The 21,952-nt window shown below is 74.4% G+C and carries 24 protein-coding genes; 2 read left to right on the top strand and 22 right to left on the bottom strand.

Features of this window, described 5'->3' with window-relative positions:
- Positions 1-18: 18 nt before the first annotated feature.
- From gmk to I598_RS02900, 19 genes are all read right to left on the bottom strand, one after another.
- On the bottom strand, positions 19-693 hold the full coding sequence (gene gmk, locus I598_RS02990; protein WP_068201148.1) for a guanylate kinase: 675 nt from the start codon (positions 691-693) through the stop codon (positions 19-21).
- On the bottom strand, positions 686-997 hold the full coding sequence (mihF, locus tag I598_RS02985) for an integration host factor, actinobacterial type (RefSeq protein WP_068204820.1): 312 nt from the start codon (positions 995-997) through the stop codon (positions 686-688). Before mihF ends, gmk begins: the two co-directional genes overlap by 8 nt.
- A gap of 176 nt (positions 998-1,173) precedes the next feature.
- Positions 1,174-1,992: an orotidine-5'-phosphate decarboxylase gene (pyrF, locus tag I598_RS02980; RefSeq protein ID WP_157557301.1), complete on the bottom strand. Its 819-nt coding sequence runs from the start codon at positions 1,990-1,992 to the stop codon at positions 1,174-1,176.
- Positions 1,993-2,042: 50 nt separating this feature from the next.
- Positions 2,043-5,408 carry a carbamoyl-phosphate synthase large subunit gene (gene carB / locus I598_RS02975; RefSeq protein ID WP_068201144.1) on the bottom strand — a complete coding sequence of 1,122 codons (3,366 nt, stop codon included), beginning with the start codon at positions 5,406-5,408 and terminating at the stop codon, positions 2,043-2,045.
- Positions 5,408-6,685 carry a glutamine-hydrolyzing carbamoyl-phosphate synthase small subunit gene (gene carA / locus I598_RS02970; RefSeq protein ID WP_068201142.1) on the bottom strand — a complete coding sequence of 426 codons (1,278 nt, stop codon included), beginning with the start codon at positions 6,683-6,685 and terminating at the stop codon, positions 5,408-5,410. Before carA ends, carB begins: the two co-directional genes overlap by 1 nt.
- Positions 6,682-7,254, bottom strand: coding sequence for a PH-like domain-containing protein (locus I598_RS02965; protein WP_083972803.1), 573 nt, complete (start codon positions 7,252-7,254; stop codon positions 6,682-6,684). The genes carA and I598_RS02965 overlap by 4 nt, the downstream gene beginning before the upstream one ends.
- Entirely contained in the window at positions 7,251-8,564 is a 1,314-nt protein-coding gene (locus tag I598_RS02960; RefSeq protein ID WP_068201140.1) for a dihydroorotase, read from the bottom strand. The genes I598_RS02965 and I598_RS02960 overlap by 4 nt, the downstream gene beginning before the upstream one ends.
- Positions 8,561-9,550, bottom strand: a complete 990-nt coding sequence (locus I598_RS02955; protein WP_068201138.1) for an aspartate carbamoyltransferase catalytic subunit — start codon at positions 9,548-9,550, stop codon at positions 8,561-8,563. The genes I598_RS02960 and I598_RS02955 overlap by 4 nt, the downstream gene beginning before the upstream one ends.
- Positions 9,547-10,149 (bottom strand): bifunctional pyr operon transcriptional regulator/uracil phosphoribosyltransferase PyrR, encoded by a 603-nt coding sequence (gene pyrR, locus I598_RS02950; RefSeq protein WP_068201136.1) that lies wholly within the window; start codon positions 10,147-10,149, stop codon positions 9,547-9,549. Before pyrR ends, I598_RS02955 begins: the two co-directional genes overlap by 4 nt.
- A 138-nt stretch (positions 10,150-10,287) precedes the next feature.
- Positions 10,288-10,704, bottom strand: a complete 417-nt coding sequence (gene nusB, locus I598_RS02945) for a transcription antitermination factor NusB (protein WP_068201133.1) — start codon at positions 10,702-10,704, stop codon at positions 10,288-10,290.
- 1 nt (position 10,705) lies between these two features.
- Positions 10,706-11,269 carry an elongation factor P gene (gene efp, locus I598_RS02940; RefSeq protein WP_068201132.1) on the bottom strand — a complete coding sequence of 188 codons (564 nt, stop codon included), beginning with the start codon at positions 11,267-11,269 and terminating at the stop codon, positions 10,706-10,708.
- Between the two features lie 102 nt (positions 11,270-11,371).
- A complete protein-coding gene (locus I598_RS02935) occupies positions 11,372-11,743 on the bottom strand; it encodes a hypothetical protein (protein WP_068201130.1) in 372 nt (123 codons plus the stop codon).
- 3 nt (positions 11,744-11,746) lie between these two features.
- A complete protein-coding gene (locus I598_RS02930) occupies positions 11,747-12,436 on the bottom strand; it encodes a hypothetical protein (RefSeq protein WP_068201128.1) in 690 nt (229 codons plus the stop codon).
- Between the two features lie 60 nt (positions 12,437-12,496).
- The gene (locus tag I598_RS02925) at positions 12,497-12,952 is read right to left on the bottom strand and encodes a type II 3-dehydroquinate dehydratase (protein WP_068201126.1); all 456 of its coding nucleotides are present in this window, start codon (positions 12,950-12,952) and stop codon (positions 12,497-12,499) included.
- Between the two features lie 60 nt (positions 12,953-13,012).
- Positions 13,013-13,366: an iron chaperone gene (locus tag I598_RS02920; RefSeq protein ID WP_068201124.1), complete on the bottom strand. Its 354-nt coding sequence runs from the start codon at positions 13,364-13,366 to the stop codon at positions 13,013-13,015.
- 55 nt (positions 13,367-13,421) lie between these two features.
- Positions 13,422-13,673 (bottom strand): hypothetical protein, encoded by a 252-nt coding sequence (locus I598_RS02915; RefSeq protein ID WP_068201122.1) that lies wholly within the window; start codon positions 13,671-13,673, stop codon positions 13,422-13,424.
- A 5-nt stretch (positions 13,674-13,678) separates the two neighbouring features.
- Entirely contained in the window at positions 13,679-14,860 is a 1,182-nt protein-coding gene (locus I598_RS02910) for an inorganic phosphate transporter (RefSeq protein ID WP_068201120.1), read from the bottom strand.
- Between the two features lie 61 nt (positions 14,861-14,921).
- Entirely contained in the window at positions 14,922-16,295 is a 1,374-nt protein-coding gene (locus tag I598_RS02905; RefSeq protein WP_068201118.1) for an MFS transporter, read from the bottom strand.
- A gap of 49 nt (positions 16,296-16,344) precedes the next feature.
- A complete protein-coding gene (locus tag I598_RS02900) occupies positions 16,345-17,238 on the bottom strand; it encodes an oxygenase MpaB family protein (protein WP_068201116.1) in 894 nt (297 codons plus the stop codon).
- A 74-nt stretch (positions 17,239-17,312) separates the two neighbouring features.
- On the opposite strand from I598_RS02900, the gene I598_RS02895 reads away from it, so the two are divergent.
- Positions 17,313-18,290 (top strand): alpha/beta fold hydrolase, encoded by a 978-nt coding sequence (locus I598_RS02895; RefSeq protein ID WP_068204817.1) that lies wholly within the window; start codon positions 17,313-17,315, stop codon positions 18,288-18,290.
- Positions 18,287-19,072, top strand: a complete 786-nt coding sequence (locus I598_RS02890; protein ID WP_083972801.1) for a glycerophosphodiester phosphodiesterase family protein — start codon at positions 18,287-18,289, stop codon at positions 19,070-19,072. Before I598_RS02895 ends, I598_RS02890 begins: the two co-directional genes overlap by 4 nt.
- 3 nt (positions 19,073-19,075) lie before the next feature.
- Here I598_RS02890 and aroB read toward each other — a convergent pair whose 3' ends face one another.
- The 3 genes from aroB to aroC are packed head-to-tail and all read right to left on the bottom strand — an operon-like array spanning position 19,076 to position 21,950.
- Positions 19,076-20,218 (bottom strand): 3-dehydroquinate synthase, encoded by a 1,143-nt coding sequence (aroB, locus tag I598_RS02885; RefSeq protein WP_068201114.1) that lies wholly within the window; start codon positions 20,216-20,218, stop codon positions 19,076-19,078.
- Positions 20,215-20,736 carry a shikimate kinase gene (locus tag I598_RS02880; protein WP_068201112.1) on the bottom strand — a complete coding sequence of 174 codons (522 nt, stop codon included), beginning with the start codon at positions 20,734-20,736 and terminating at the stop codon, positions 20,215-20,217. Before I598_RS02880 ends, aroB begins: the two co-directional genes overlap by 4 nt.
- Positions 20,733-21,950, bottom strand: a complete 1,218-nt coding sequence (gene aroC, locus I598_RS02875) for a chorismate synthase (RefSeq protein ID WP_068201110.1) — start codon at positions 21,948-21,950, stop codon at positions 20,733-20,735. Before aroC ends, I598_RS02880 begins: the two co-directional genes overlap by 4 nt.
- Positions 21,951-21,952: the final 2 nt, after the last annotated feature.

Raw genomic sequence — 21,952 nt, 5'->3', positions numbered from 1 at the left:
CGGTCAGTCTACCCGGCCTCAGCCGGCGACCTGCGAGGTCGGCGACGTGGCGCCCGTCTCGCCGGCCCGGCCGGGCGCGGCACCCAGCAGTCCCGCCAGGGTGTCCGTGGCGTGCGTCACGTCGTCGTTGACGATCGTCACGTCGAACTCCGCCTCCGCGGCCATCTCGACGCGGGCCGTCTCCAGCCGCCGCTCCCGCTCCTCCGCGTCCTCCGTGCCCCGACCCACGAGTCGACGCACGAGCTCGTCGAAGCTCGGCGGGGCCAGGAACACGAACTGGGCGTCCAGGCCGCTGCGGCGCACCGCCTCGCGCACCTGGCGCGCGCCCTGCAGGTCGATCTCCAGCAGGGTCGGGCACCCCGCGGCCAGGTGCTCCACCACCGGGCCGCGGGGCGTGCCGTACCGGTGCCGGCCGTGCACGACCGCCCACTCGAGCATCTCGCCGTCCGCGACCATGCGGTCGAACTCCTCGGGCGTGACGAACAGGTAGTGCACGCCGTGCACCTCGCCGGGTCGGGCCGGTCGCGTCGTCGCCGACACCGACAGCCACACCTGCGGGTACCGCGCGCGGATGTCCGCGGACACGGTCCCCTTGCCGACGGCGGTCGGCCCGGCGAGGACGGTCAGCCGCGCGGCGCCCGGACGGTCGTGGTGAGCCGGAACGCCGGCGGATGATGCGGAAATCTCAGCCAAACCTCTCGATGAGCGCCGACGCCTGGTGCGGTCCCAGGCCGCGGACGCGGCGGGTCTCGGCGATCCCGATCTCTTCCATGATCGCCCGGGCCTTCACCTTACCGACTCCGGGGAGCGACTCGAGCAGGGAGACGACCTTGAGCTTGCCCACGACGTCGTCCGTCCTGCCCTCCTCGATCACCTCCTTGAGCGAGCCCTGGGAGTACTTCAGACGGTTCTTGATCTCGGCGCGCACCCGGCGCGCCTCGGCAGCCTTCTCGAGGGCAGCCGCACGCTGTTCCGGGGTGAGGGGAGGAAGGGCCACGCAAGTCACCTGCTTCGTCGGACCGACAGTTGCACTGCTCACTCGAAAGTAGCCACGACCTGCGGAAGCGGCAATCGCTGGAGGGCTCCGGCGCACAGTTGGCCGCCGACCGGGCGTGACATTTCACCCCCAACCGGCCCCGACCGGGCACACCGCGCCCGGTCGGAGCCGTCGGGTCAGGCCCCGGGACGCAGCGCGGCCCGCACCTCGGCGGCCGCCGCGGCGGCAGCCCGGCGCAGGTCGTCGGCGCCGGGACCGGCCCCGAGCACGCCGCGCGAGGAGGACGCGAGCACCTGGCCGCGCGCCGCGCCGAACACCGCGGACAGCTCGGCCTCCCCCGCCCCCTGGGCGCCGACGCCCGGGGCGAGCAGCGGACCGTTGACCGCCGTCAGGTCGGTGCCGGTGGCGCGCGCCGCGTCACCCACGGTGGCCCCCACGACCAGGCCCACCGAACCCATCGGCGCGGCCCCCGCGTTCAGCGCGGCGGCCTGCGCCGCCACCGACGCGGCGACGCTCACGCCGTCCGGGCCGACGGCGTGCTGGACCTCGCGGCCCTCCGGGTTCGACGTCAGGCACAGCACGAACACGCCGCGCCCGGTGGCGGTCGCCCGCTCCAGCGCCGGGCCGAGCGACCCGAAGCCGAGGTAGGGCGACACGGTCACCGCGTCGCCCGCCAGCGGGGAGCCGTCGGCGAGGAACGCGTCGGCGTAGCCCGCCATCGTGGAGCCGATGTCGCCCCGCTTGGCGTCCACCACGGTGAGGGTGGCCGCGGCCCGCGCCGCGGCGAGGACCTCCTCCAGCACGGCCAGGCCCGCCGCGCCGTGCCGCTCGAAGAACGCCGCCTGCGGCTTGAGCGCCGCCACGCGCCCGCCGAGCGCCTCGACGACGCGCAGCGAGAACTCCCGCAGCCCGGCCACCGAGTCGTCGAGCCCCCACGCCGCGAGCAGCGACGCGTGCGGGTCGATCCCGACGCACAGCGGGCCGTGGTCGTCCATCGCCGCCGCCAGGCGCGCCCCGAACGGGACGAGGGCGCCCGGCGCCGTCGTCACGAGGCCACCGCCGCGCGGCGCGCCAGGGTCGCCGCCGTGTGCTCCTGGAGGCTGCCGACCTCGAACGGCCCGCCGAGGACCGCCTCGATGCCCTGCACGGCCGCCGCGAGCTGGTCGACGGTCGTGACCATCGGCTTGTCGGCCGCGGTCGTGGCCGCGCGGATCTCGTAGCCGTCGGCGCGGGCGCCCTGACCGGACGGGGAGTTGACCACCAGGTCCACCTCGCCCGCCGTGATGAGGTCCACGATGGTCGGCTCGCCGTCGGCGCCCGGACCCTGCGAGTACTTGCGCACCGGCGTGGCGGCGATCCCGTTGCGGGCGAGCACCTGCGCGGTGCCGGACGTCGCCAGCACCTCGAAGCCGAGGTCGGCCAGGCGCTTGACCGGGAACACGATGGAACGCTTGTCCCGGTCGGCCACCGACACGAACACGGTGCCGGACGTCGGCAGGCCGCCGTACGCGGCCGCCTGCGACTTGGCGAACGCGTGCGGGAAGTCCTTGTCGAAGCCCATGACCTCGCCCGTGGAGCGCATCTCCGGGCCGAGCACCGTGTCCACGACCAGGCCCTCGGCGGTGCGGAACCGCTTGAAGGGCAGCACGGCCTCCTTGACCGCCAGCGGGGCGCCCAGGTCGAGCGTGCCGCCGTCGCCCTGCGCGGGCAGCACGCCGTCGGCGCGCAGGTCGGCGATCGAGTCGCCGACCATGACCCGCGCCGCCGCCTTCGCCAGCGACGTCCCGGTCGCCTTGGACACGAACGGCACGGTGCGCGACGCGCGCGGGTTGGCCTCCAGGACGTACAGCACGTCGGAGACGAGCGCGTACTGCACGTTGAGCAGGCCGCGCACCCCCACGCCCCGCGCGATGGCCTCCGTCGAGCGGCGGATCCGCTCGATCTCCGCCTCCGACAGGGACACCGGCGGCAGCACGCACGCCGAGTCGCCGGAGTGGATGCCGGCCTCCTCGATGTGCTCCATCACGCCGCCGAGGAACAGCTCGGTGCCGTCGAACAGCGCGTCGACGTCGATCTCCATCGCGTCGTCGAGGAACCGGTCGATGAGCAGCGGCGCCGGCAGCGTGCCCGGGGCGCGCGTGGACACCGCGGCCGCCTCGGCGGCCTCGAGCGCCCGCTCGACGTACCCGGTGAGCTGCTCGGAGGAGTAGACGATCTCCATGCCGCGACCGCCCAGCACGTACGACGGGCGCACGAGCACGGGGTAGCCGATGCGCTCGGCGATCTCCGTGGCCTGACCCAGCGAGCGGGCCGTGCCGAACGCGGGCGCCGGCAGCCCGGCGTCGGCCAGGACCTGGCCGAACACCCCGCGGTCCTCCGCGGCGTCGATCGCCTCGGGCGAGGTGCCCAGGATCGGCAGCCCGGCGTCCGCCAGGCGCTGCGCCAGCGCCAGCGGCGTCTGCCCGCCGAGGGTGACGATGATGCCCTTGACGGGGCCCGCCGCGAGCTCGGCGGCGTAGACCTCCAGGACGTCCTCGAAGGTGAGCGGCTCGAAGTAGAGGCGGTCGGACGTGTCGTAGTCCGTCGAGACCGTCTCCGGGTTGCAGTTCACCATGACCGTCTCGTAGCGGTCCTTGAGGGTGAGCGCCGCGTGCACGCACGAGTAGTCGAACTCGATGCCCTGACCGATGCGGTTCGGGCCCGAGCCGAGGATGATGACGGCCTCGCGCTCGCGCGGGGCCACCTCGGACTCGGTGTCGTAGGACGAGTAGTGGTACGGCGTGCGGGCCGCGAACTCCGCCGCGCACGTGTCCACCGTCTTGAACACCGGGCGCACGCCGAGCGCGTGGCGCGCCTCGCGCACCGCGGCCTCGCCGCCCGCGCCCATGCCGCGCAGGGCGGCGACCTGGACGTCGGACAGGCCGTGCCGCTTGGCGAGGCGCAGCAGGTCGGCGCTCAGCGTCTCGGCGGCGCGGACCTCGTCGGCGACCTCGTTCATCAGCAGGATCTGGTCGAGGAACCACGGGTCGATCTTCGTCGCGTCGAACACCTGCTCCAGGGAGGCGTGCCCGGCTGCGACGGCGCGCAGCGCCTGCTGCACCCCCACCATCCGGTACTCCGTGGGGCGCACGATCTCGGCCAGCAGGTCCTCGAGCTCCGCGCCCGACGGCGCGTCGCCGTCCCAGTGGAACGTCACGCCGGACTTGTCGATGCTGCGCAGCGCCTTGCCGAGCGCCTCGGTGAAGTTGCGGCCCAGCGCCATGGCCTCGCCGACGGACTTCATCGTCGTGGTCAGGGTGCCGTCCGCGGCCGGGAACTTCTCGAACGCGAAGCGCGGGACCTTGACCACGACGTAGTCGAGGGTCGGCTCGAAGCTCGCCGGGGTGACCTGGGTGATGTCGTTCGGGATCTCGTCGAGCGTGTAGCCGACGGCCAGCTTCGCGGCGATCTTCGCGATCGGGAAGCCCGTGGCCTTCGACGCCAGCGCCGACGAGCGCGACACGCGCGGGTTCATCTCGATGACGATGATGCGGCCCGTGTCCGGGTCCACGGCGAACTGGATGTTGCAGCCGCCGGTGTCGACGCCCACCTCGCGGATCACCGCGATGCCGATGTCGCGCAGCTTCTGGTACTCGCGGTCCGTCAGCGTCATCGCCGGGGCGACCGTCACCGAGTCGCCGGTGTGCACGCCCACCGGGTCGACGTTCTCGATCGAGCAGACCACCACGACGTTATCGTTGCGGTCGCGCATCAGCTCGAGCTCGTACTCCTTCCAGCCGAGGATCGACTCCTCCAGGAGCACCTCGGTGGTCGGCGAGTAGTGCAGGCCCTGGCCGACGATGCGGCGCAGGTCCGTCTCGTCGTACGCGAACCCGGAGCCCAGGCCGCCCATCGTGAACGACGGCCGCACGACCATCGGGTAGCCGAGCTCGTCGACGGCCGCGAGCGCCTCGTCGATCGTGTGGACGATGACGGAGCGGGCGGACTCGCCGCCGCACTTGGCGACGACGTCCTTGAACTGCTGACGGTCCTCGCCCTTCTGGATGGCGGGGATGTTCGCGCCGATGAGCTCGACGCCGTACTCGGCCAGCACGCCGGCCTCGTCCAGGGCGATGGCGGCGTTGAGGGCCGTCTGCCCGCCGAGGGTCGGCAGGAGGGCGTCGGGGCGCTCCTTGGCGATGATGGTGGTGAGGACCTCGGTGGTGATGGGTTCGACGTAGGTGGCGTCGGCGAACTCCGGGTCGGTCATGATCGTGGCCGGGTTGGAGTTCACGAGGACGACGCGCAGGCCCTCCTCCTTGAGGACGCGGCACGCCTGGGTGCCGGAGTAGTCGAACTCGCACGCCTGGCCGATGACGATCGGGCCGGACCCGATGACCAGGACGGAGGAGAGGTCGGAACGGCGGGGCATCAGTTCTCCTTCGAGCCGGCGGGGGCGGCGGCCTGCTCGCCGAGGGCGGCGAGGGCGGCGTCCGGCACGGTGACGGGCCGGCGGGTGGTCATGAGCTCGACGAAGCGGTCGAACAGGTAGGCGCTGTCGTGGGGTCCGGCGGCGGCCTCGGGGTGGTACTGGACGGAGAACGCGGGGATGTCGAGGGCGGTGAGGCCCTCGACGACGCGGTCGTTCAGCCCGACGTGGGAGACGATGACGCGGCCGTAGCCGGCGTCGGTGCGGTCGGCGTCGTGGGGCGCGGTGCTGACGGCGTCCACGGGCGCGTCGACGGCGAAGCCGTGGTTGTGCGCCGTGACCTCGACCTTGCCGGTGGTGCGGTCCATGACGGGCTGGTTGATGCCGCGGTGGCCGTACCCGAGCTTGTAGGTGCCGTAGCCGAGGGCGCGGCCGAGCAGCTGGTTGCCGAAGCAGATCCCGAAGAACGGGATGCGGCGGTCGAGGACGGCGCGCAGGAGGTCGACCTCGGCGGTGGCGGCGGACGGGTCGCCGGGGCCGTTGGAGAAGAACACGCCGGCCGGGGCGTCGGTGGGCAGCAGGGCGGTGACGTCGTCGATGGTCGCGGACTGCGGGACGACGTGGACGCGCACGCCGCGCTCGGCGAGCCGGGCGGGCGTCATGGCCTTGATGCCGAGGTCGACGGCCACGACGGTGGCGACGGGCGTGGTGCCGGCGAACTCGCCGGCGGGCTCGACGGTGTACGGCTCGGCGGTGCTGACCTCGCGGGCGAGGTCGGCGCCGGCCATGGCGGGGGCGCCCTTGACCTCGGCGACGAGGTCGGCGACGTCGCGCTCCACGCCGTTCTCGACGAGGGCCTCGCCGGAGAAGATCCCGGCGCGCATGACGCCGAGCTCGCGCAGGTGCCGGGTCAGGTGGCGGGTGTCGACGCCGGAGATGCCGACGACGTCCTGCGTGGCGAGGTCGTCCTCGAGGGTGCCGGTGGCGCGCCAGCTCGACATGCGGCGCGCGGGGTCGCGCAGGACGTACCCGGCGACCCAGATGCGGCCGGACTCGGGGTCGTCGGCGTTGATGCCGGTGTTGCCGACGTGGGGGGCCGTCATGACGACGATCTGCCGGTGGTAGGAGGGGTCGGTGAGGGTCTCCTGGTAGCCGGTCATGCCGGTGTTGAAGACGATCTCGCCGAGGGTGACGCCGCGGGCGCCGTAGGCGTGGCCGCGGGCGACGGTGCCGTCCTCGAGGACGAGGACCGCCGGGTCGGTGCTGGTGGTGGTGCTCACTGCGGATCCTTCGCGGTCGGCGTGGACGGGAGGAGGGGGCGGACGGCGTCCAGGACGCGGTCGGTGTCGGCGCGGTGGCGCAGGCGCAGACCGGTGTCGAGGAGGGTCTCGACGGCCGGGTCGGTGCGGGTGGCGGTGCCCGCCGGGTCCGGCACCTGCCAGGTGATGACGGCCAGGCCGTCGCGGCCGACGAACTTGCCGGCCATGCCGGGGGCGGTGCCGACGCCGCGCAGGGCGTCGGCGGGCAGGTACAGCGGGCTGCTGCCGTCCCGGTCGACGACGACGCCGCCGGTGTGGACGCTGACCTCGGCGCGGGCGCGGTCGCCGAGGCCGTGCGCGCCGACGCGGGCGAGCCAGTCGCCGTGCAGCGTGCTGGACACGTAGACGCACTCCAGCGGGCCGAGCAGCGTCTCGCCGAGCGCGCCGTCCTCGAGGGGTGCCGTGGGGGGTGCGGGGACGGTGGCCCGGCTGCGGGTCGCCAGCCGGCGGCGGCCGGTCAGGACGAGCGCGAGCAGGACGACGCCGAGGACGATCCAGATCCCGACGGCGACGGGCAGGGGGAGGTTCACGCGGTCACCGCCTCGACCGGGGTGCCGTCGAGCACGGTGGCGCGGCCGCGCAGGAACGTCGCGACGACGCGTCCGGGCAGCTCGCGCCCGGCGAAGGGGGTGTTGGCGCTGGCGGTGACCTGCTCGGCGCCGACGACCGTGCGGGTCGCGGAAGGGTCGACCAGGGTGAGGTTGGCGGGCTCGCCGACCTCGATCGGGCGGCCGTGGCGGTCGTCGACGCGGCCGATCCGGGCGGGGTTGGCGGACAGCACGCGGGCGACGTCCGCCCAGGTGAGCCGGCCGGTGTCGACCATCGTGGCCTGCACGACCGACAGGGCGGTCTCCAGGCCGGTCATCCCGAACGCGGCCGCGCCCCACTCGCAGTCCTTGTCCTCGCGGGTGTGCGGGGCGTGGTCGGTCGCGACGATGTCGATGGTGCCGTCCGCCAGGCCGGCGCGGACCGCCTCGACGTCCGCCGCGGTGCGCAGCGGCGGGTTCACCTTGTAGGTGGCGTCGTAGGTGCGGGCGAGCTCGTCGGTGAGGATCAGGTGGTGCGGGGTGACCTCGGCGGTGACGTCGATGCCCCGGGACTTGGCCCAGCGCACGATCTCGACCGACCCGGCGGTCGACAGGTGGCACACGTGCAGGCGGGAGCCGACGTGCTCGGCGAGCAGCACGTCGCGGGCGATGATCGCCTCCTCGGCGACGGCCGGCCAGCCCGTGAGCCCGATCTCGGCGGACACGACGCCCTCGTTCATCTGGGCGCCCTCGGTGAGGCGGGGCTCCTGGGCGTGCTGGGCGACGACGCCGTCGAAGGACTTCACGTACTCCAGGGCGCGGCGCATGAGGATCGGGTCGTGGACGCACTTCCCGTCGTCGGAGAAGACGCGCACGCGGGCCGCGGAGTCGGCCATGGCACCCAGCTCGGCGAGGCGCTCGCCGTCGAGGCCGACGGTGACGGCGCCGATCGGGTGGACGTCGACCCAGCCGGACTCCTGGCCGAGCCGCCACACCTGCTCGACCACGCCGGCGGTGTCCGCGACGGGCGAGGTGTTGGCCATGGCGTGCACGGCGGTGAACCCCCCGGCGGCGGCGGCGCGCGTGCCGGAGGCGACGGTCTCGGCGTCCTCCCGGCCGGGCTCGCGCAGGTGGGTGTGCAGGTCGACGAGGCCGGGCAGCAGGACGTGACCGGCGCCCTCGACGACGACCGCGCCGCCGGCGTCCGCGGTGCCGGGGGCGGTGATCTGCGCGACGACGCCGTCGCGCAGGACGACGTCGACGGGGTCGCCGCCGAGCGGGCGGACCTCGCGCAGGACGTAGGTGGTGCTCACGGGTGGTTCCCTTCCGCCGAGGTGTCCCCGGCCATCAGCAGGTAGAGGGCGGCCATCCGCACGGCGACGCCGTTGGCGACCTGCTCCACGATCACGGCGCGGTCGGAGTCGGCCGCCTCGGCGGAGATCTCCAGGCCGCGGTTCATGGGGCCGGGGTGCATGACGATCGTGTGGTCGGCCAGCCGCGCCAGGCGGCGGGCGTCGAGGCCGTAGTAGCGGGTGTACTCGTGCGGGCTGGGGAAGAAGGCCCCCGCCCCGCCGGACATCCGCTCACGCTGCACGCGCAGCATCATGACGGCGTCGGGACGGACCGCGTCGAGCGTCTCGTCCAGCGAGTACGACACCCGGCACGGCCACGCCTCGACCCCGACGGGCACGAGCGTGGGCGGCGCGACGAGCGTCACCTCCGCGCCGAGGGTGTGCAGCAGCGCCACGTTGGCGCGCGCGACCCGGGAGTGCAGGACGTCGCCGACGATCGCGACCTTCAGGCCGGCGAGGTCCGCGCCGACACCCTCCCCGGCGCCGCCCCGCAGACCCACCAGGTGACGGCGGATCGTGAACGCGTCGAGCAGCGCCTGCGTGGGGTGCATGTGCGTGCCGTCGCCCGCGTTGAGCACCGCGGCGTCGAGCCATCCGGCGTGCGCCAGCTGGTACGGCGCGCCCGAGGCCCAGTGCCGCACGACCACCGCGTCGGCGCCCATCGCGTGCAGGGTCAGCGCGGTGTCCTTGAGCGACTCCCCCTTGGAGACGCTGGAGCCCTTGGCGGAGAAGTTGATGACGTCCGCCGAGAGCCGCTTCGCGGCCGCCTCGAAGGAGATGCGGGTGCGCGTGGAGTCCTCGAAGAACAGGTTGACCACGGTGCGGCCGCGCAGCGTCGGCAGCTTCTTGATCTCCCGGGACTGCGTGGCGGCCATCTGCGCCGCGGTGTCCAGCAGCAGCACCGCCTCGTCCTTCGACAGGTCGGCGGTGGACAGCAGGTGCTTCATCGGGTCGCCCCCTGGTCGTCGGCGCGCCCGGCGATCACCACGGCGTCGTCGCCGTCGTCGACCTCCGCCAGGCGCACCCGGACCCGCTCGCTGGTGGCCGTCGGCAGGTTCTTGCCGACGAAGTCCGGGCGGATCGGCAGCTCGCGGTGACCGCGGTCCACCAGGCAGGCGAGGCGCACCGCGCGCGGCCGGCCGAGGTCGCCCAGCGCGTCGAGCGCGGCACGGATCGTGCGGCCCGAGTACAGGACGTCGTCGACCAGGACCACAGTGCGACCCTCGATCCCGACGTCCGGCAGGCGCGTCACGCCGACCGAGCGGGTGGGCTGGCGGTGCAGGTCGTCGCGGTACATGGTGACGTCGAGCTCGCCCGTGCGGGCGGCGGCGTCGAAGGTGGGGTCGATCTGCGCCAGGCGCGTCGCGAGACGGCGGGCCAGGGTGACGCCCCGGGTGGGGATGCCCAGCAGGACGACGTCGTCGGTGCCCTTGGCACGTTCGACGATCTCGTGGGCGATCCGGGTGAGTGCACGAGCGACATCGCTCGCGCCGAGGACGGTCGTGCCGTCCTCCTGCGCTGAGGGCAGGGCTTCGCCAGGGTTCAACAGGACTCCTTGCCGCCTCACGGGACGGGATTAAAGGGTGTCGGTCCCCGTCACCTTAACCCGTGGCGCGGGGACGACGCAGCCGACGACCGCGATGCGGGCGTCGGCTGCGTCACAGTGCGCCGAGGGCGACCTCGGTCAGTCCAGCAGGGTCGGCTTGACGTCGAGCAGCCGGCCGAGGAGACCGTTGACGAAGCCCGGCGAGTCGTCCGTGGACAGCTCGCGGGCCAGGTCGACGGCCTCGTCGACCGCGACGACGTCCGGGACGTCGTCGTTGTAGAGGAGCTCGAAGGCGCCCACGCGCAGCAGCGCACGGTCGACCGCGGGCATGCGCGCGAGCGTCCACTCGCGCGAGTAGGTCTCCAGCAGCTCGTCGATGCGCTCGCGGTGGGCGAGGACGCCCTCGACGAGCTCCACGGTGTACTGCGGGACGGCCGCCTCGGAGTGCGGCTCGATCACGCGGTCCTGCAGGAGGACCAGCGGGTCGATCTCCCGCTGCTCCGCCTCGAACAGGATGTCGGCCGCGCGCTTGCGGGCCTTGGTGCGTGCGCCCACGTCAGTCGTTCACACGGCCCAGGTACGACCCGTCACGGGTGTCGACCTTGACCTTGGTGCCCTGCTCGAGGAACAGCGGGACCTGGATCTGCGCGCCGGTCTCCAGCGTGGCGGGCTTCGTGCCGCCGGTGGAGCGGTCGCCCTGCAGGCCCGGCTCGGTGTACGTGATCTCCAGCACGACCGACGCGGGGAGCTCGACGTACAGCGGGGTGCCGTCGTTCTGCGCGACCATGACGCTCATGCCCTCGAGCATGTAGTTGCTGGCGTCGCCGACCGTGGCGGCCGAGACGTTGATCTGGTCGTACGTGTCGGTGTCCATGAAGACGTAGTCGTCGCCGTCCATGTACAGGTACTGGAAGTCGCGACGGTCGACGCTGGCGGTCTCGATCTTGGCGCCGGCGTTGAAGGTCTTGTCCACGACCTTGCCCGACAGCACGTTCTTCATCTTCGTGCGGACGAACGCGCCACCCTTGCCCGGCTTCACGTGCTGGAACTCGAGGATGCTCCAGAGCTGGCCGTCGATGCGCAGCACGGTGCCGTTCTTGATGTCGTTGGAGGTTGCCACGTGGTAGTCAGTCCTCGGCAGGTCTCGGTGTCGGATGGGGGCTCGTCCGGTGCGGGCCGACCTCTCGGGTCGGCCGGAACGCCGCGAACGGCCCGCGACAGTCTACAGGGCGCCGAGCAGGGCGTGCCCGCCGAGCCCCGCGGCCGCGGACCAGACCAGCGAGGCGAGGGAACCGACGACGAACCGCTCCCCCGCCACCGGGTGCTCGCGCAGCTCGGGCAGGCGCCCCAGCGCCTTGACCGCCACCACGACGGCCACCCCCTCGGGGTACCCGGCCAGGATCGTGCCCGTGATGGCGAACCGCTCCAGCAGGCCGATCCACGTGCCGTTGCCGAGCACGGCCAGCGCCTCGGCGCGGGCGCTCGTCCCGGACTCCGCGTGGCGCAGCACCAGGGGCACCGTCAGCGCCCCCGCACCGACGCTGACCGCCAGCGCCGCGAGGCAGACGCCGACCGCCGCCCAGACCTCACCCATCGGTCACTCCTGTCCGCCCGGGGCCCGGTCGGCGGCCGTCGCGGCGGCGTCGCAGGCCCGCAGCAGGCGCTGGGCCAGCGGTCGGGCGGCCTGCTCCTCGGGCCACAACGCCGTCCGCAGCCGCTGGCTCACGGCCTGCTCGCTGATGCCCAGCGCGCGGGCGACCGCCCGCTGGGGTGCCGCCCGGTCGGCGGCGTCCCCGAGGCTATCGACCGCCTCCCACCCGGCGGCCGACCGACGCGCCGCCACCGCCCCGAGGAGGCGGAGCAGCGCCTGGGTGTCCGCGGCGACGGTCGCGCCGGGCTCGCCGTCGGCGCCGGCGACGGACACCGGCACGGCGCTCCCCCGGCGGCGCGCGTCCTCGACCGCGGTGCGGGCGCGCACGAAGGCCGGGCCGGACGCCTCCCGGGAGTGCGGCGGCAGCGGCTCGCGCACGTCGCCCGTCCCGAGGCCGACGGACCAGCCGCCGTGGCGCAGCAGCGCCGCGACGACCTCGACGCCCAGCCGGGCGCCGGCGTCGTCCCCGCTCAGCAGACCCTGGACCTCGTCCCCCACGGTGCGCTCGAACGGCAGCACCAGCCCGGCGCGGGGCTCCCCGCCCGGCCGGGTCAGGCCGTCGAGGAGCGCCAGCACCTGCGGGACGAGGTCACCGCGGCGGGTGCTGGACTGCTGGTCCGCCGTCACCACGATCATGCCTCAAGGTTATGCCCTTGATCCCTGCTGATCAAGGTTCAGCGCTGGACAGCGTCCCGTCTAGGCCGAGAGCTTGTGCGCCAGCGCGTGGAGGGCCAGGCGGTACGAGTCGAAGCCGAACCCCGCCACCGTGCCCGTCGCGATGCCCGCCACCACCGAGTAGTGCCGGAACGACTCCCGTGCCGCGGGGTTCGACAGGTGCACCTCGACGAGCAGCAGGCCGGAGGTCGTGACCTGCGCGGCGGCGTCCCGCAGCGCGTAGCTGTAGTGGGTGAAGGCTGCGGGGTTGAGCACGACGTGCGCGCGGGCGTCCACGGCCTCGTGCAGCCAGCCCACGAGCTGCGACTCGTCGTCCGTCTGGCGCACGTCGACCGTCAGGCCGAGCTCGTCGCCCCAGCCGGCGGCCTCCCGGGCGAGGTCCGCCATCGATGCGTGACCGTAGATCTCCGGCTCGCGGACGCCGAGCCGCCCCAGGTTGGGGCCGTTGAGGACGAGGACGTGGGGTGCTTCAGCCATGGCAGGGAGCCTAGCCACCCCGGCGCCGGCCGGTGCGGAGACGTCCCCGGGCGGACCGCCTCACCCCTCGGCGGCGTCGATCTCGTCCCGGCGCTCGATCACGAGGCGGTCGACCACGTCGACGGGCAGCGGGGCGGAGCGGTCCAGCGCGACCGAGCCCTTCGTCGTGCGCAGACCCGCCAGCACGTCGGCCGACCGCTCCAGGGCGCCCGGGCTGAACGGGTAGAGGCCGACGTGCCGGGCGGTGGACATCGCGCTGAGCAGCGGCCGGCCGCGGTACCGCAGGGCGGGCATGCCGTAGCTGCGGCCCTCCGTCACGTCGGGCACGAGCTCCCGGGCGCGGGCGTAGACGCCCGCGACCAGGTCGTGGTCGGCGCCGGTGAGCGATGCGACGTAGTCGGTGACGTCTCCCATCGCACCATCGTGGTGCCGTGCGGCGCCACGTGCCCGGCGTGGCCGTCCGGGACGCTCAGTCACCGACGGCGATGAGGGCGACACCGCCCACGACGAGCGCCGCGACCAGCGCGAAGCACAGGCCCGCGAGCAGCCGCCCCGGCACGGTGGGCGGTGTGGTCCAGGAGGCGCCGTCGTCCGAGACCTCCCGGCCGAGCCCGAGGGCGGCCATCCCGGCGGCGAAGAGCACGGGTGCGCCGACCCCGACGACGAGACCGCCGAGGGTGACGCGCCAGACGGCGTCGAGGGTCTCGAGCAGCAGGTCCATGCCCCTCACTCCTCGCCCAGGCGCGCGGACGCCGGGGCGAGCTCGCCGTCCCAGTCCTCGGTGACGTTCGTGAGGTCGACCTTCTCCCGCTGGGCACGCAGCCAGAGCAGGCTGGACAGGGCGAGCAGGAGCGCGACGAGGACGAGCGGGCCGGCCACTCCCCCGACGGCGGTGAGCAGCAGCCAGCACAGGGCGCCGACGGCGGCCGCGGCGGGCAGGGTGATGATCCAGGCGGCGGCCATGCGACGGGCGAGCGCCCAGCGCACGACACCGCGGCTGCCGAGCCCGGTGCCGAGGATGGAACCGGTGGCGACGTGGGTCGTGGACAGGGCCATCCCGAGCGAGCTCGAGGTGAGGACGATCGCCGCGGACGACGCCTCCGCCGCCATGCCCTGAGGCGGGGAGAGCTCGACGAGGCCCTTGCCCATGGTGCGGATGACGCGCCAGCCGCCGATGTAGGTGCCGGTGGCGATCGCCAGGGCGCAGGAGATCTTGACCCACGTCGGCACGGCGTCGAGGTCGGTCCAGGAGCCGTAGCCGATGAGGGCCAGGGTGATGAGCCCCATCGTCTTCTGGGCGTCGTTGGTGCCGTGGGACAGCGCGACGAGGGAGGCGGTGCCGATCTGGCCCCAGCGGAACCCGCGGCCCTGGGCGTCCGCGGGGACGCGGGCGGTGAGGCGCAGGACGCACCAGATCCCGAGCGCGGCGACGAGCATCGCGACGAACGGGGCGACGAGCGCGGGGATGACGACGTCCTCCAGCACGCCGTCCCACTGCACGCCCTCGACGCCGATCGCGACCAGGGCGGCCCCGATGAGGCCGCCGAACATGGCGTGCGACGAGCTCGACGGCAGGCCGAGGTACCAGGTGGCGAGGTTCCACAGGATCGCGCCGACGAGCCCCGCCAGCAGGATCTCCAGGATGGGCGCGCCCATCAGCCCGGGCACGGGGGCCCCGTCGTCGCCCTGGATCCGCAGCACGTCGTTCGTCACGGTGAGCGCCACCTGCACGGACAGGAACGCCCCCACGAGGTTGAGCACGGCCGCGAGCGCCACGGCGGTGCGGGGCTTCAGCGCCCGGGTGGCGATGGAGGTCGCCATGGCGTTGGCCGTGTCGTGGAAGCCGTTGGTGAAGTCGAAGGCGAGCGCGGTGAGGACCACCACCACGAGCAGGACGAGCTCGGTCACCCGCCAGTATCAGCACACGGCCGCGCGTTCCGCCCCTCCGCCACCGGGTTCGTGGTGGACGTCACCGCTCGGTGGGGTCGGTGACGACCAGCATGAGCACCAGTCCGGTGACGAGGACGACGGCGATGCCGAGCGCTCCCCAGATGGTGGCTCCGGTGACCGCGATGATCGCGGTCCACAGGGCGGGGGTGAGGAAGGACACGGCGCGGCCGGTGGTGGCGTAGAGGCCGAAGATCTCGGACTCGTGGCCGGGTGGGGTGACGCGCACGAGGAAGGAGCGGGAGGCGGACTGGGCGGGTCCGACGAACAGGGTCAGGGCGAGGCCGGCGACCCAGAACACGGGCTTGCCGGCGGGGAGCAGGACGACGACGGCGAGGATGCACACGACGAGCGCGGCGAGGGACCACAGGATGACGGAGCGGGCGCCGAGGCGGTCGTCGAGGCGGCCGGCGACGATGGTGCTGACGCCGGCGAGCAGGTTGGCGAGCGCGCCGAAGATCAGCACCTCGTTGTCGGTGAACCGGTAGGACACGGCGGCGACGATGGCGCCGAAGGTGAAGACGCCGGCGAGGCCGTCGCGGTAGACGGCGCTGGCGGCGAGGAACCAGAACGTGGTGCGCGAGGTGCGGTAGAGCTGGACGACGTCGCGCACGAGCTGGACGTAGCCGGCGAAGAAGCCGACGCGGGCGCGGTCGGGGGCGGGCGGCGCCTCGGGCACCCAGCGGAAGAGTGGCCAGGCGAAGGCGAGGGCCCAGACGGCGCAGCCGACGGCGATCAGGCGGAAGCCCATGCCGTCGTCGGTGTCCATGCCGAAGAAGTCGAAGGTGGTCACGGCGACGACGAGCAGGAGGGCGACGATGCCGCCGATGTACCCCATGCCCCAGCCGAGGCCGGAGACGCGGCCGAAGGTTCGCGGGGAGGACACCTGGGTGAGCATGGCGTTGTAGTTCACGCCGGCGATCTCGGAGGCGACGCTGCCGAGGGAGACGAGGGCGGCGCCGAGCACGAAGTACCCGGGGTCGGCGCGCACGAACCCGAGGCCGAACATGGCGGCGACGAGCAGCAGGGTGCCGCCCGCGACCCAGGCCTTGCGGCGGCCGGCGACGTCGGCGCGACGGCCGAGGACGGGCGCGAGGAGGGCGACGAGGACGCCGCCGACGGTGATCCAGAGGCCGAGCCCGCTGGTCAGGCCGGCCAGGGCCCGCTCGTGGACGGGGTCGGACTCGGGCAGGGCCGCGACGGCGGGGTCGAGGAACTCGTCGGTGGTGAGGTAGAGCGCCGTGAAGACGAAGGTGAGGATGATGGTGTTGAACGGCTGAGTGGCCCAGTCCCACAGCGCCCACGACCAGACGCGACGCCGGCGTTCGGCCACCGTGAGCGCGTCGACGGGATGGGTGGCGGGGCCGGACGGCTTCGTCGGCGTGGCGTCGCTCATGTCGGCCGAGTCTGCCGCACGGGGGTGGACGGCGGGTAGCCCCGAGGTGTCACGACGTGGGGTGCGTCGCGGGGCCGGCCGGGGGCGGGTCGCCCGCGAGCGCCCAGCGGACGGCTCTGGTGGCGGCCTGGCCGCCGGGTCGCGCGAGGGGGACGACGGCGCGCAGGTGCCCGGGCAGCGGGATCATCGCCCGGGCCGTGGCGGGCAACGAGGCCCAGGCGGCGACGGCGAGGAGCGCGTAGAAGCCGCGCACGGGCCAAGGCAGGGGCGGTTCGGCGAGCAGGAAGTGCGCGATGTCGTCCGAGGCGGCCGTGCGGGCCAGGGCCGGGCGATGACGGTCGAGCGCGGCGCCCAGGGCGGCGCGGTCCCGCGGCGGGTCGAGGACGCCGAGCCGGGCGGCGACGGTGGCGGTCTGGGCGAGGTAGGCGTCGCAGCCGGGTCCGTCGAGGGGGCGGGCGCCGTGCCGCTGGTGGGTGAGCAGGAAGCTGTCGACCTCGGCGACGTGCACCCAGTCGAGCAGGACGGGGTCGTCGGCGGTGTACGGCGTCCCGTCGGGGGCGGTCCCCCGGACGCGGGCGTGCACGGCGCGCACCACGTCGACGGCCCGCTGGGCGTCGTCGGCGGTGGCGAACGTCGTCTCGGCGAGGAAGGTGCTGGTGCGTCCGAGGCGGCCCCAGGGGTCGTCGCGGTAGTCGGAGTGGTCGGCGATCGCGGCGACGGCCAGGGGGTGCAGGGACTGCAGCAGCAGGGCGCGCAGGCCGCCGACGAACATCGCGGCGTCCCCGTGGACGCGGGCGACGGCGGAGTCGGGGGGGAACCAGCGCGGCCCCGGGGTGGCGTGGATGCGTTCGCGGCGGGCGCGGCCCTCGGCCCCGCCGGAGACCTGCTCGAACACGAGCCGGCCGGCGCGGCGGCGCAGCGGTCCGGCGGCCACGGGAGTCATCCGCCCAGGATGCCGTGCCGGTCCGGGCGCGTCGAGCGCGGGCCGTGGTCGGCCGGTCGTCGTACCGTGACCGGGTGAGCGCACCCGCACGACCTGGCCGGACGTCCGCCCCGCCGGCGTGGGCCGCCGACGCGCTGCTGCCGGGGTACCTGGCCGCACCGCTGGGCCCGGCGACGCTGGTCCGCCCGGAGCGGGAGCCGGACGACGTGCGGGGCGTGGTGCTGCACCTGCACGGCTACAACGACTACTTCTTCCAGACGCACCTGGTGGACGCGCTCGCGGACGCCGGGTTCGCGTGCTGGGCGGTGGACCTGCGCCGCGCGGGACGGTCGCTGCTGCGCGACGACGAGGGGCTGCCGGCGCACTGGACGGCGCTGCTGCCGGAGTTCTGGGCGGACCTCGACGCGGCGGTGGCGGCGGTCCGGGAGGCGTACCCGGGGCTGCCGCTGGCGGTGCACGCCCACTCCACGGGCGGGCTGACCGCGGCGACGTGGGCGCACGCACGCGGCGTGGCGGGGCCGGACGCCCTGGTGCTGGACTCGCCCTTCCTGGACCTGGACGGTTCCTGGCTGGCGCGCGCGGTGCGCACGGGTCTGCTGGAGGTGCTGGGCCGCACCCGTCCCCTGGCGGTGGTGAGCACGCACCCGTCGGTGTACGCGACGTACCAGCACGTCGACAACGGGGGCCGCTGGGACTTCGACACGCGGCTCAAGCGTCCCGAGGGGCAGCCGGCCCGTGCGGCGTGGCTGCGCACGGTGCGCCAGGGCCAGCTGCGGGTGGCGCGGGGCCTGCGCATCGCGTGCCCGGTCCTGGTGGGGCGCGCGGCGGCGTCGGGCCCGGACAGCGTCGACAACCCGTTGCTGGACGCCCAGGACACGGTGCTGGACACGGTGCGGATCGGGCACCTCGCCCCGCGGCTGGGGGCGGACGTCACCCAGCTCGTGGTCGACGGCGGCGTGCACGACCTGATGCTGTCCGCCGAGGGGCCACGCGCGCAGTACCTGGCCGGGGTGACGGGCTTCCTGGACCGCAGCCTGCGGGGCGTGCGGTGACGGCGCCCGCACGGCCGGTGCACCCGTACTTCCGGGCCGACGGTCCGGTGGCGCTCGCGCACCGCGGCTTCTCGCACGGCCGGTCGAACCTGGAGAACTCGGCGGCGGCGTTCGCCGCGGCCGTGGACCTCGGCTACCGGTACGTGGAGACCGACGCGCACGGCACGTCCGACGGCGTCGCGGTGGCCCTGCACGACGAGTCGCTCGACCGGACGACGGACGGCACGGGCCTGGTCGCGGACCTGCCGTGGGCGACGGTGCGGCAGGCCCGCATCGGCGGCACCGAACCGGTGCCACGGCTCGACGACCTGCTCGGCGCGTGGCCCGACCTGCGGTTCAACGTCGACGTCAAGGGCGACTCGGGAGTGGCACCCGTGGCCGAGGCGATCGAGCGCACGGCCGCCCACGACCGCGTGTGCGTCACCTCGTTCGACGTCGGGCGGCGTCGGGCGACGCTGCGGCGGCTGACCCGGCCCGTCGCGACGAGCGCGGGCCGCGTCGAGGTGCTGGGCTTCCTCGCCGGTGCCCGGGCGCGGGTCGACCCGCTCGTGCGGGCCGCCCTGCGCCGGGTGGACGCGCTCCAGGTGCCGGTCGCCCAGGGGGTGACCGTCGTCGACGCACGCACGGTGGCGGCGGCGCACCGCGCGGGACGTCCCGTGCACGTCTGGACGATCAACAAGGTCGCCGAGATGCACCGCCTGCTCGACCTCGGCGTCGACGGGATCGTCACCGACCGCGCGGACCTGCTGCGCGACGTGCTGCAGGCCCGCGGGCAGTGGTGAGGCTCAGACGCCGAGCTGCACGGTGACGCCGGGGCGGCCCGTCGGCGGCTCCTTGGAGATCTCGGCGTAGGCCGCGGCGAGCAGCGTCGGGTCCGGACCCTCCAGGCGCACCGGCTTCGCGACGTCGTCGAGGACGACGAACCGCAGCAGGTCGCCGCGCGCCTTCTTGTCGCGCCGCATGGCGGCCATCAGCTGGTCCCAGCGGTCGCCGCGATAGGTGGTGGGCAGGCCGACGGCGGTGAGGATGTCGCGGTGCCGGTCCACGACGGCGTCGTCCAGCTTGCCGGCCAGGCGACCCAGCTCGGCGGCGAACACCATGCCCACGGCGACCGCCGAGCCGTGCCGGAGCTGGTAGCGCTCGACCAGCTCGATCGCGTGCCCGAGCGTGTGCCCGTAGTTGAGGATCTCGCGCAGGCCCTGCTCGGTGAGGTCCTCCCCCACGACGCGCGCCTTGACCCGCACCGACCGCTCGATCAGCTCGGCCAGCACCGCCCAGGTCTCGTCGGCCGCGGCAGCGCCCGCCCACCCGCGCAGGGCGTCCGCGTGCTCGGTGACGAGCTCCAGGATGCGCTCGTCGGCGATGAAGCCGGTCTTGATCACCTCGGCCATGCCCGCCACGAGGTCCCACCGGTCCAGGGACTCCAGCGCCGCGAGGTCGCACAGCACCCCGGCGGGCGGGTGGAACGCGCCGACGAGGTTCTTGCCCTCGGCGGTGTTGATGCCCGTCTTGCCGCCGACCGCCGCGTCGACCATCGCGAGCAGCGTCGTCGGCACGTGCACGACCTTGATGCCGCGCAGCCACGTCGCCGCGACGAACCCGGCCAGGTCGGTCGTCGCCCCGCCGCCGACCGAGACGATCGCGTCGGAGCGCGTGAAGTCGGCCTGACCGAGGACCTGCCAGCAGAACGCCGCCACCTGGGCCGTCTTCTGCTCCTCCGCGTCGGGCAGCTCCACGGCGAACGCCTCGTAGCCCTGCGCGACGAGGTCCTCCCGGACCGCCTCGCCGGTCGTGGCGAGCGACGCCGGGTGCATGACGAGCACGCGGCGCACGTCGCGCCCGAGCAGCCCGGGCAGCTCGCCCAGCAGGTGCCGCCCGATGACGACGTCGTAGGGCTGCTCGCCGGTCACGGTGACGCGGACGGTCATGCGGGGATCTCCTTCAGGACGGCGGCGGCCACGTCGTCGGCGGTGACGCCGTCGGACGTCACCCGCACCGTGGCGAGCCTCTCGTAGGTGGGACGGCGGGCCTGCATGAGCTCCGCCCAGCGGGCCCGCGGGTTGCCGACCAGCAGCGGGCGGGCCTGGTTGAACCCGACCCGCGGTGCGGCGTGCGCGAGGGAGACGTCGAGGAACACCACGACGCCGCCGGCCGCCGCGTACGCGGCCAGGGCCTCCTGCGTGGCCGGGTCCATGACGGCCCCGCCGCCGAGCGCGAGGACGCCGTCGTGCTCGACGAGCGCCGCCGCGACCGCGGCACGCTCCAGCGCACGGAACGCCGGCTCGCCGTCGTCGACGAAGATGTCGGCCACGGCCTTGCCCGCCGCGGCCTCGACGTCGGCGTCCGTGTCCCGGAAGCCGCCGCCCAGATGCTCGGCGAGCACGCGCCCGACCGTGGTCTTGCCGCTGCCGGGCGGGCCCGTCAGGACGACCCGCGGGGCGGTCATCGCTGCAGCTCGGGGATCGCGGCCAGGTACGACTCCACGTTGCGGCGCACCTCGGCCACCGAGTCGCCGCCGAACTTCTCCAGCACCGCCTGCGCGAGCTCGAGCGCGACCATCGCCTCGGCGACGACGGCGGCCGGGGGCACCGCGCACACGTCGGAGCGCTGGTGGTGGGCCGTCACGGCCTCGCCCGTGGCGACGTCGACCGTCGCCAGCGCCCGCGGCACCGTGGAGATCGGCTTCATCGCGGCGGACACCCGCAGCACCTCACCGTTGGACATGCCCCCCTCGATGCCGCCCGCGCGGTTGGTGCGGCGGCGGATGCGGCCCTCGGTGTCGCGCTCGATCTCGTCGTGCGCGGCGGAACCGCGACGACGGGCGGTGCGGAAGCCGTCCCCCACCGCGACGCCCTTGATCGCCTGGATGCCCATGAGAGCACCGGCCAGGCGGGCGTCCAGCCGCCGGTCGCCGTGCACGTAGGTGCCGAGCCCCGTCGGCACGTCGTAGGCGAGCACCTCGACGACGCCGCCGAGGGTGTCGCCGTCCTTGTGGCAGGCGTCGATCTCGGCGACCATCGCGTCGCTGGAGGGCCCGTGGAAGCAGCGCACCGGGTCGCCGTCGAGCGCGGACAGGTCCTCGGGGGTCGGGAGGTCGGCGTCCTCGGGCACCTCGACCGGGCCGATCGCCGTCACGTGGCTGACCAGCCGGATGCCGGCGGCCTGCTCGAGGAACTTCGCGGCCGCCGTGCCGAGCGCCACCCGGGTGGCGGTCTCGCGGGCGCTCGCGCGCTCCAGGACGGGGCGGGCGTCGTCGAACCCGTACTTGCGCATGCCCACCAGGTCGGCGTGGCCGGGCCGCGGGCGGGTGAGGGGACGGTTGCGCGCGATCTCGCGCTCGTCACCCGTGCCGGCGTCGACGAGCAGCGCGTCGCGGGCCACCGGGTCGGCCGACATGACGTCCGTCCACTTCGGCCACTCGGTGTTGCCGACCTCGATGGCGAGCGGCCCGCCCTGCGTGACGCCGTGGCGCAGCCCGCCCAGGACCCGCACCTCGTCCTTCTCGAACTTCATGCGCGCGCCCCGGCCGTAGCCGAGACGGCGGCGGGCGAGGGCGTCCTGGATGTCGGCCGTCACCAGCTCGACGCCCGCGGGCAGCCCTTCCATGACGCCCACGAGGGCCTGACCGTGCGACTCTCCGGACGTCAACCAGCGCAGCATGG

The sequence above is a fragment of the Isoptericola dokdonensis DS-3 genome (assembly GCF_001636295.1).
GTDB lineage: Bacteria > Actinomycetota > Actinomycetes > Actinomycetales > Cellulomonadaceae > Isoptericola > Isoptericola dokdonensis.
The sequence above is the reverse complement of the archived record's forward strand: the minus strand, read 5'-3'. Positions and strand labels throughout refer to the sequence as shown.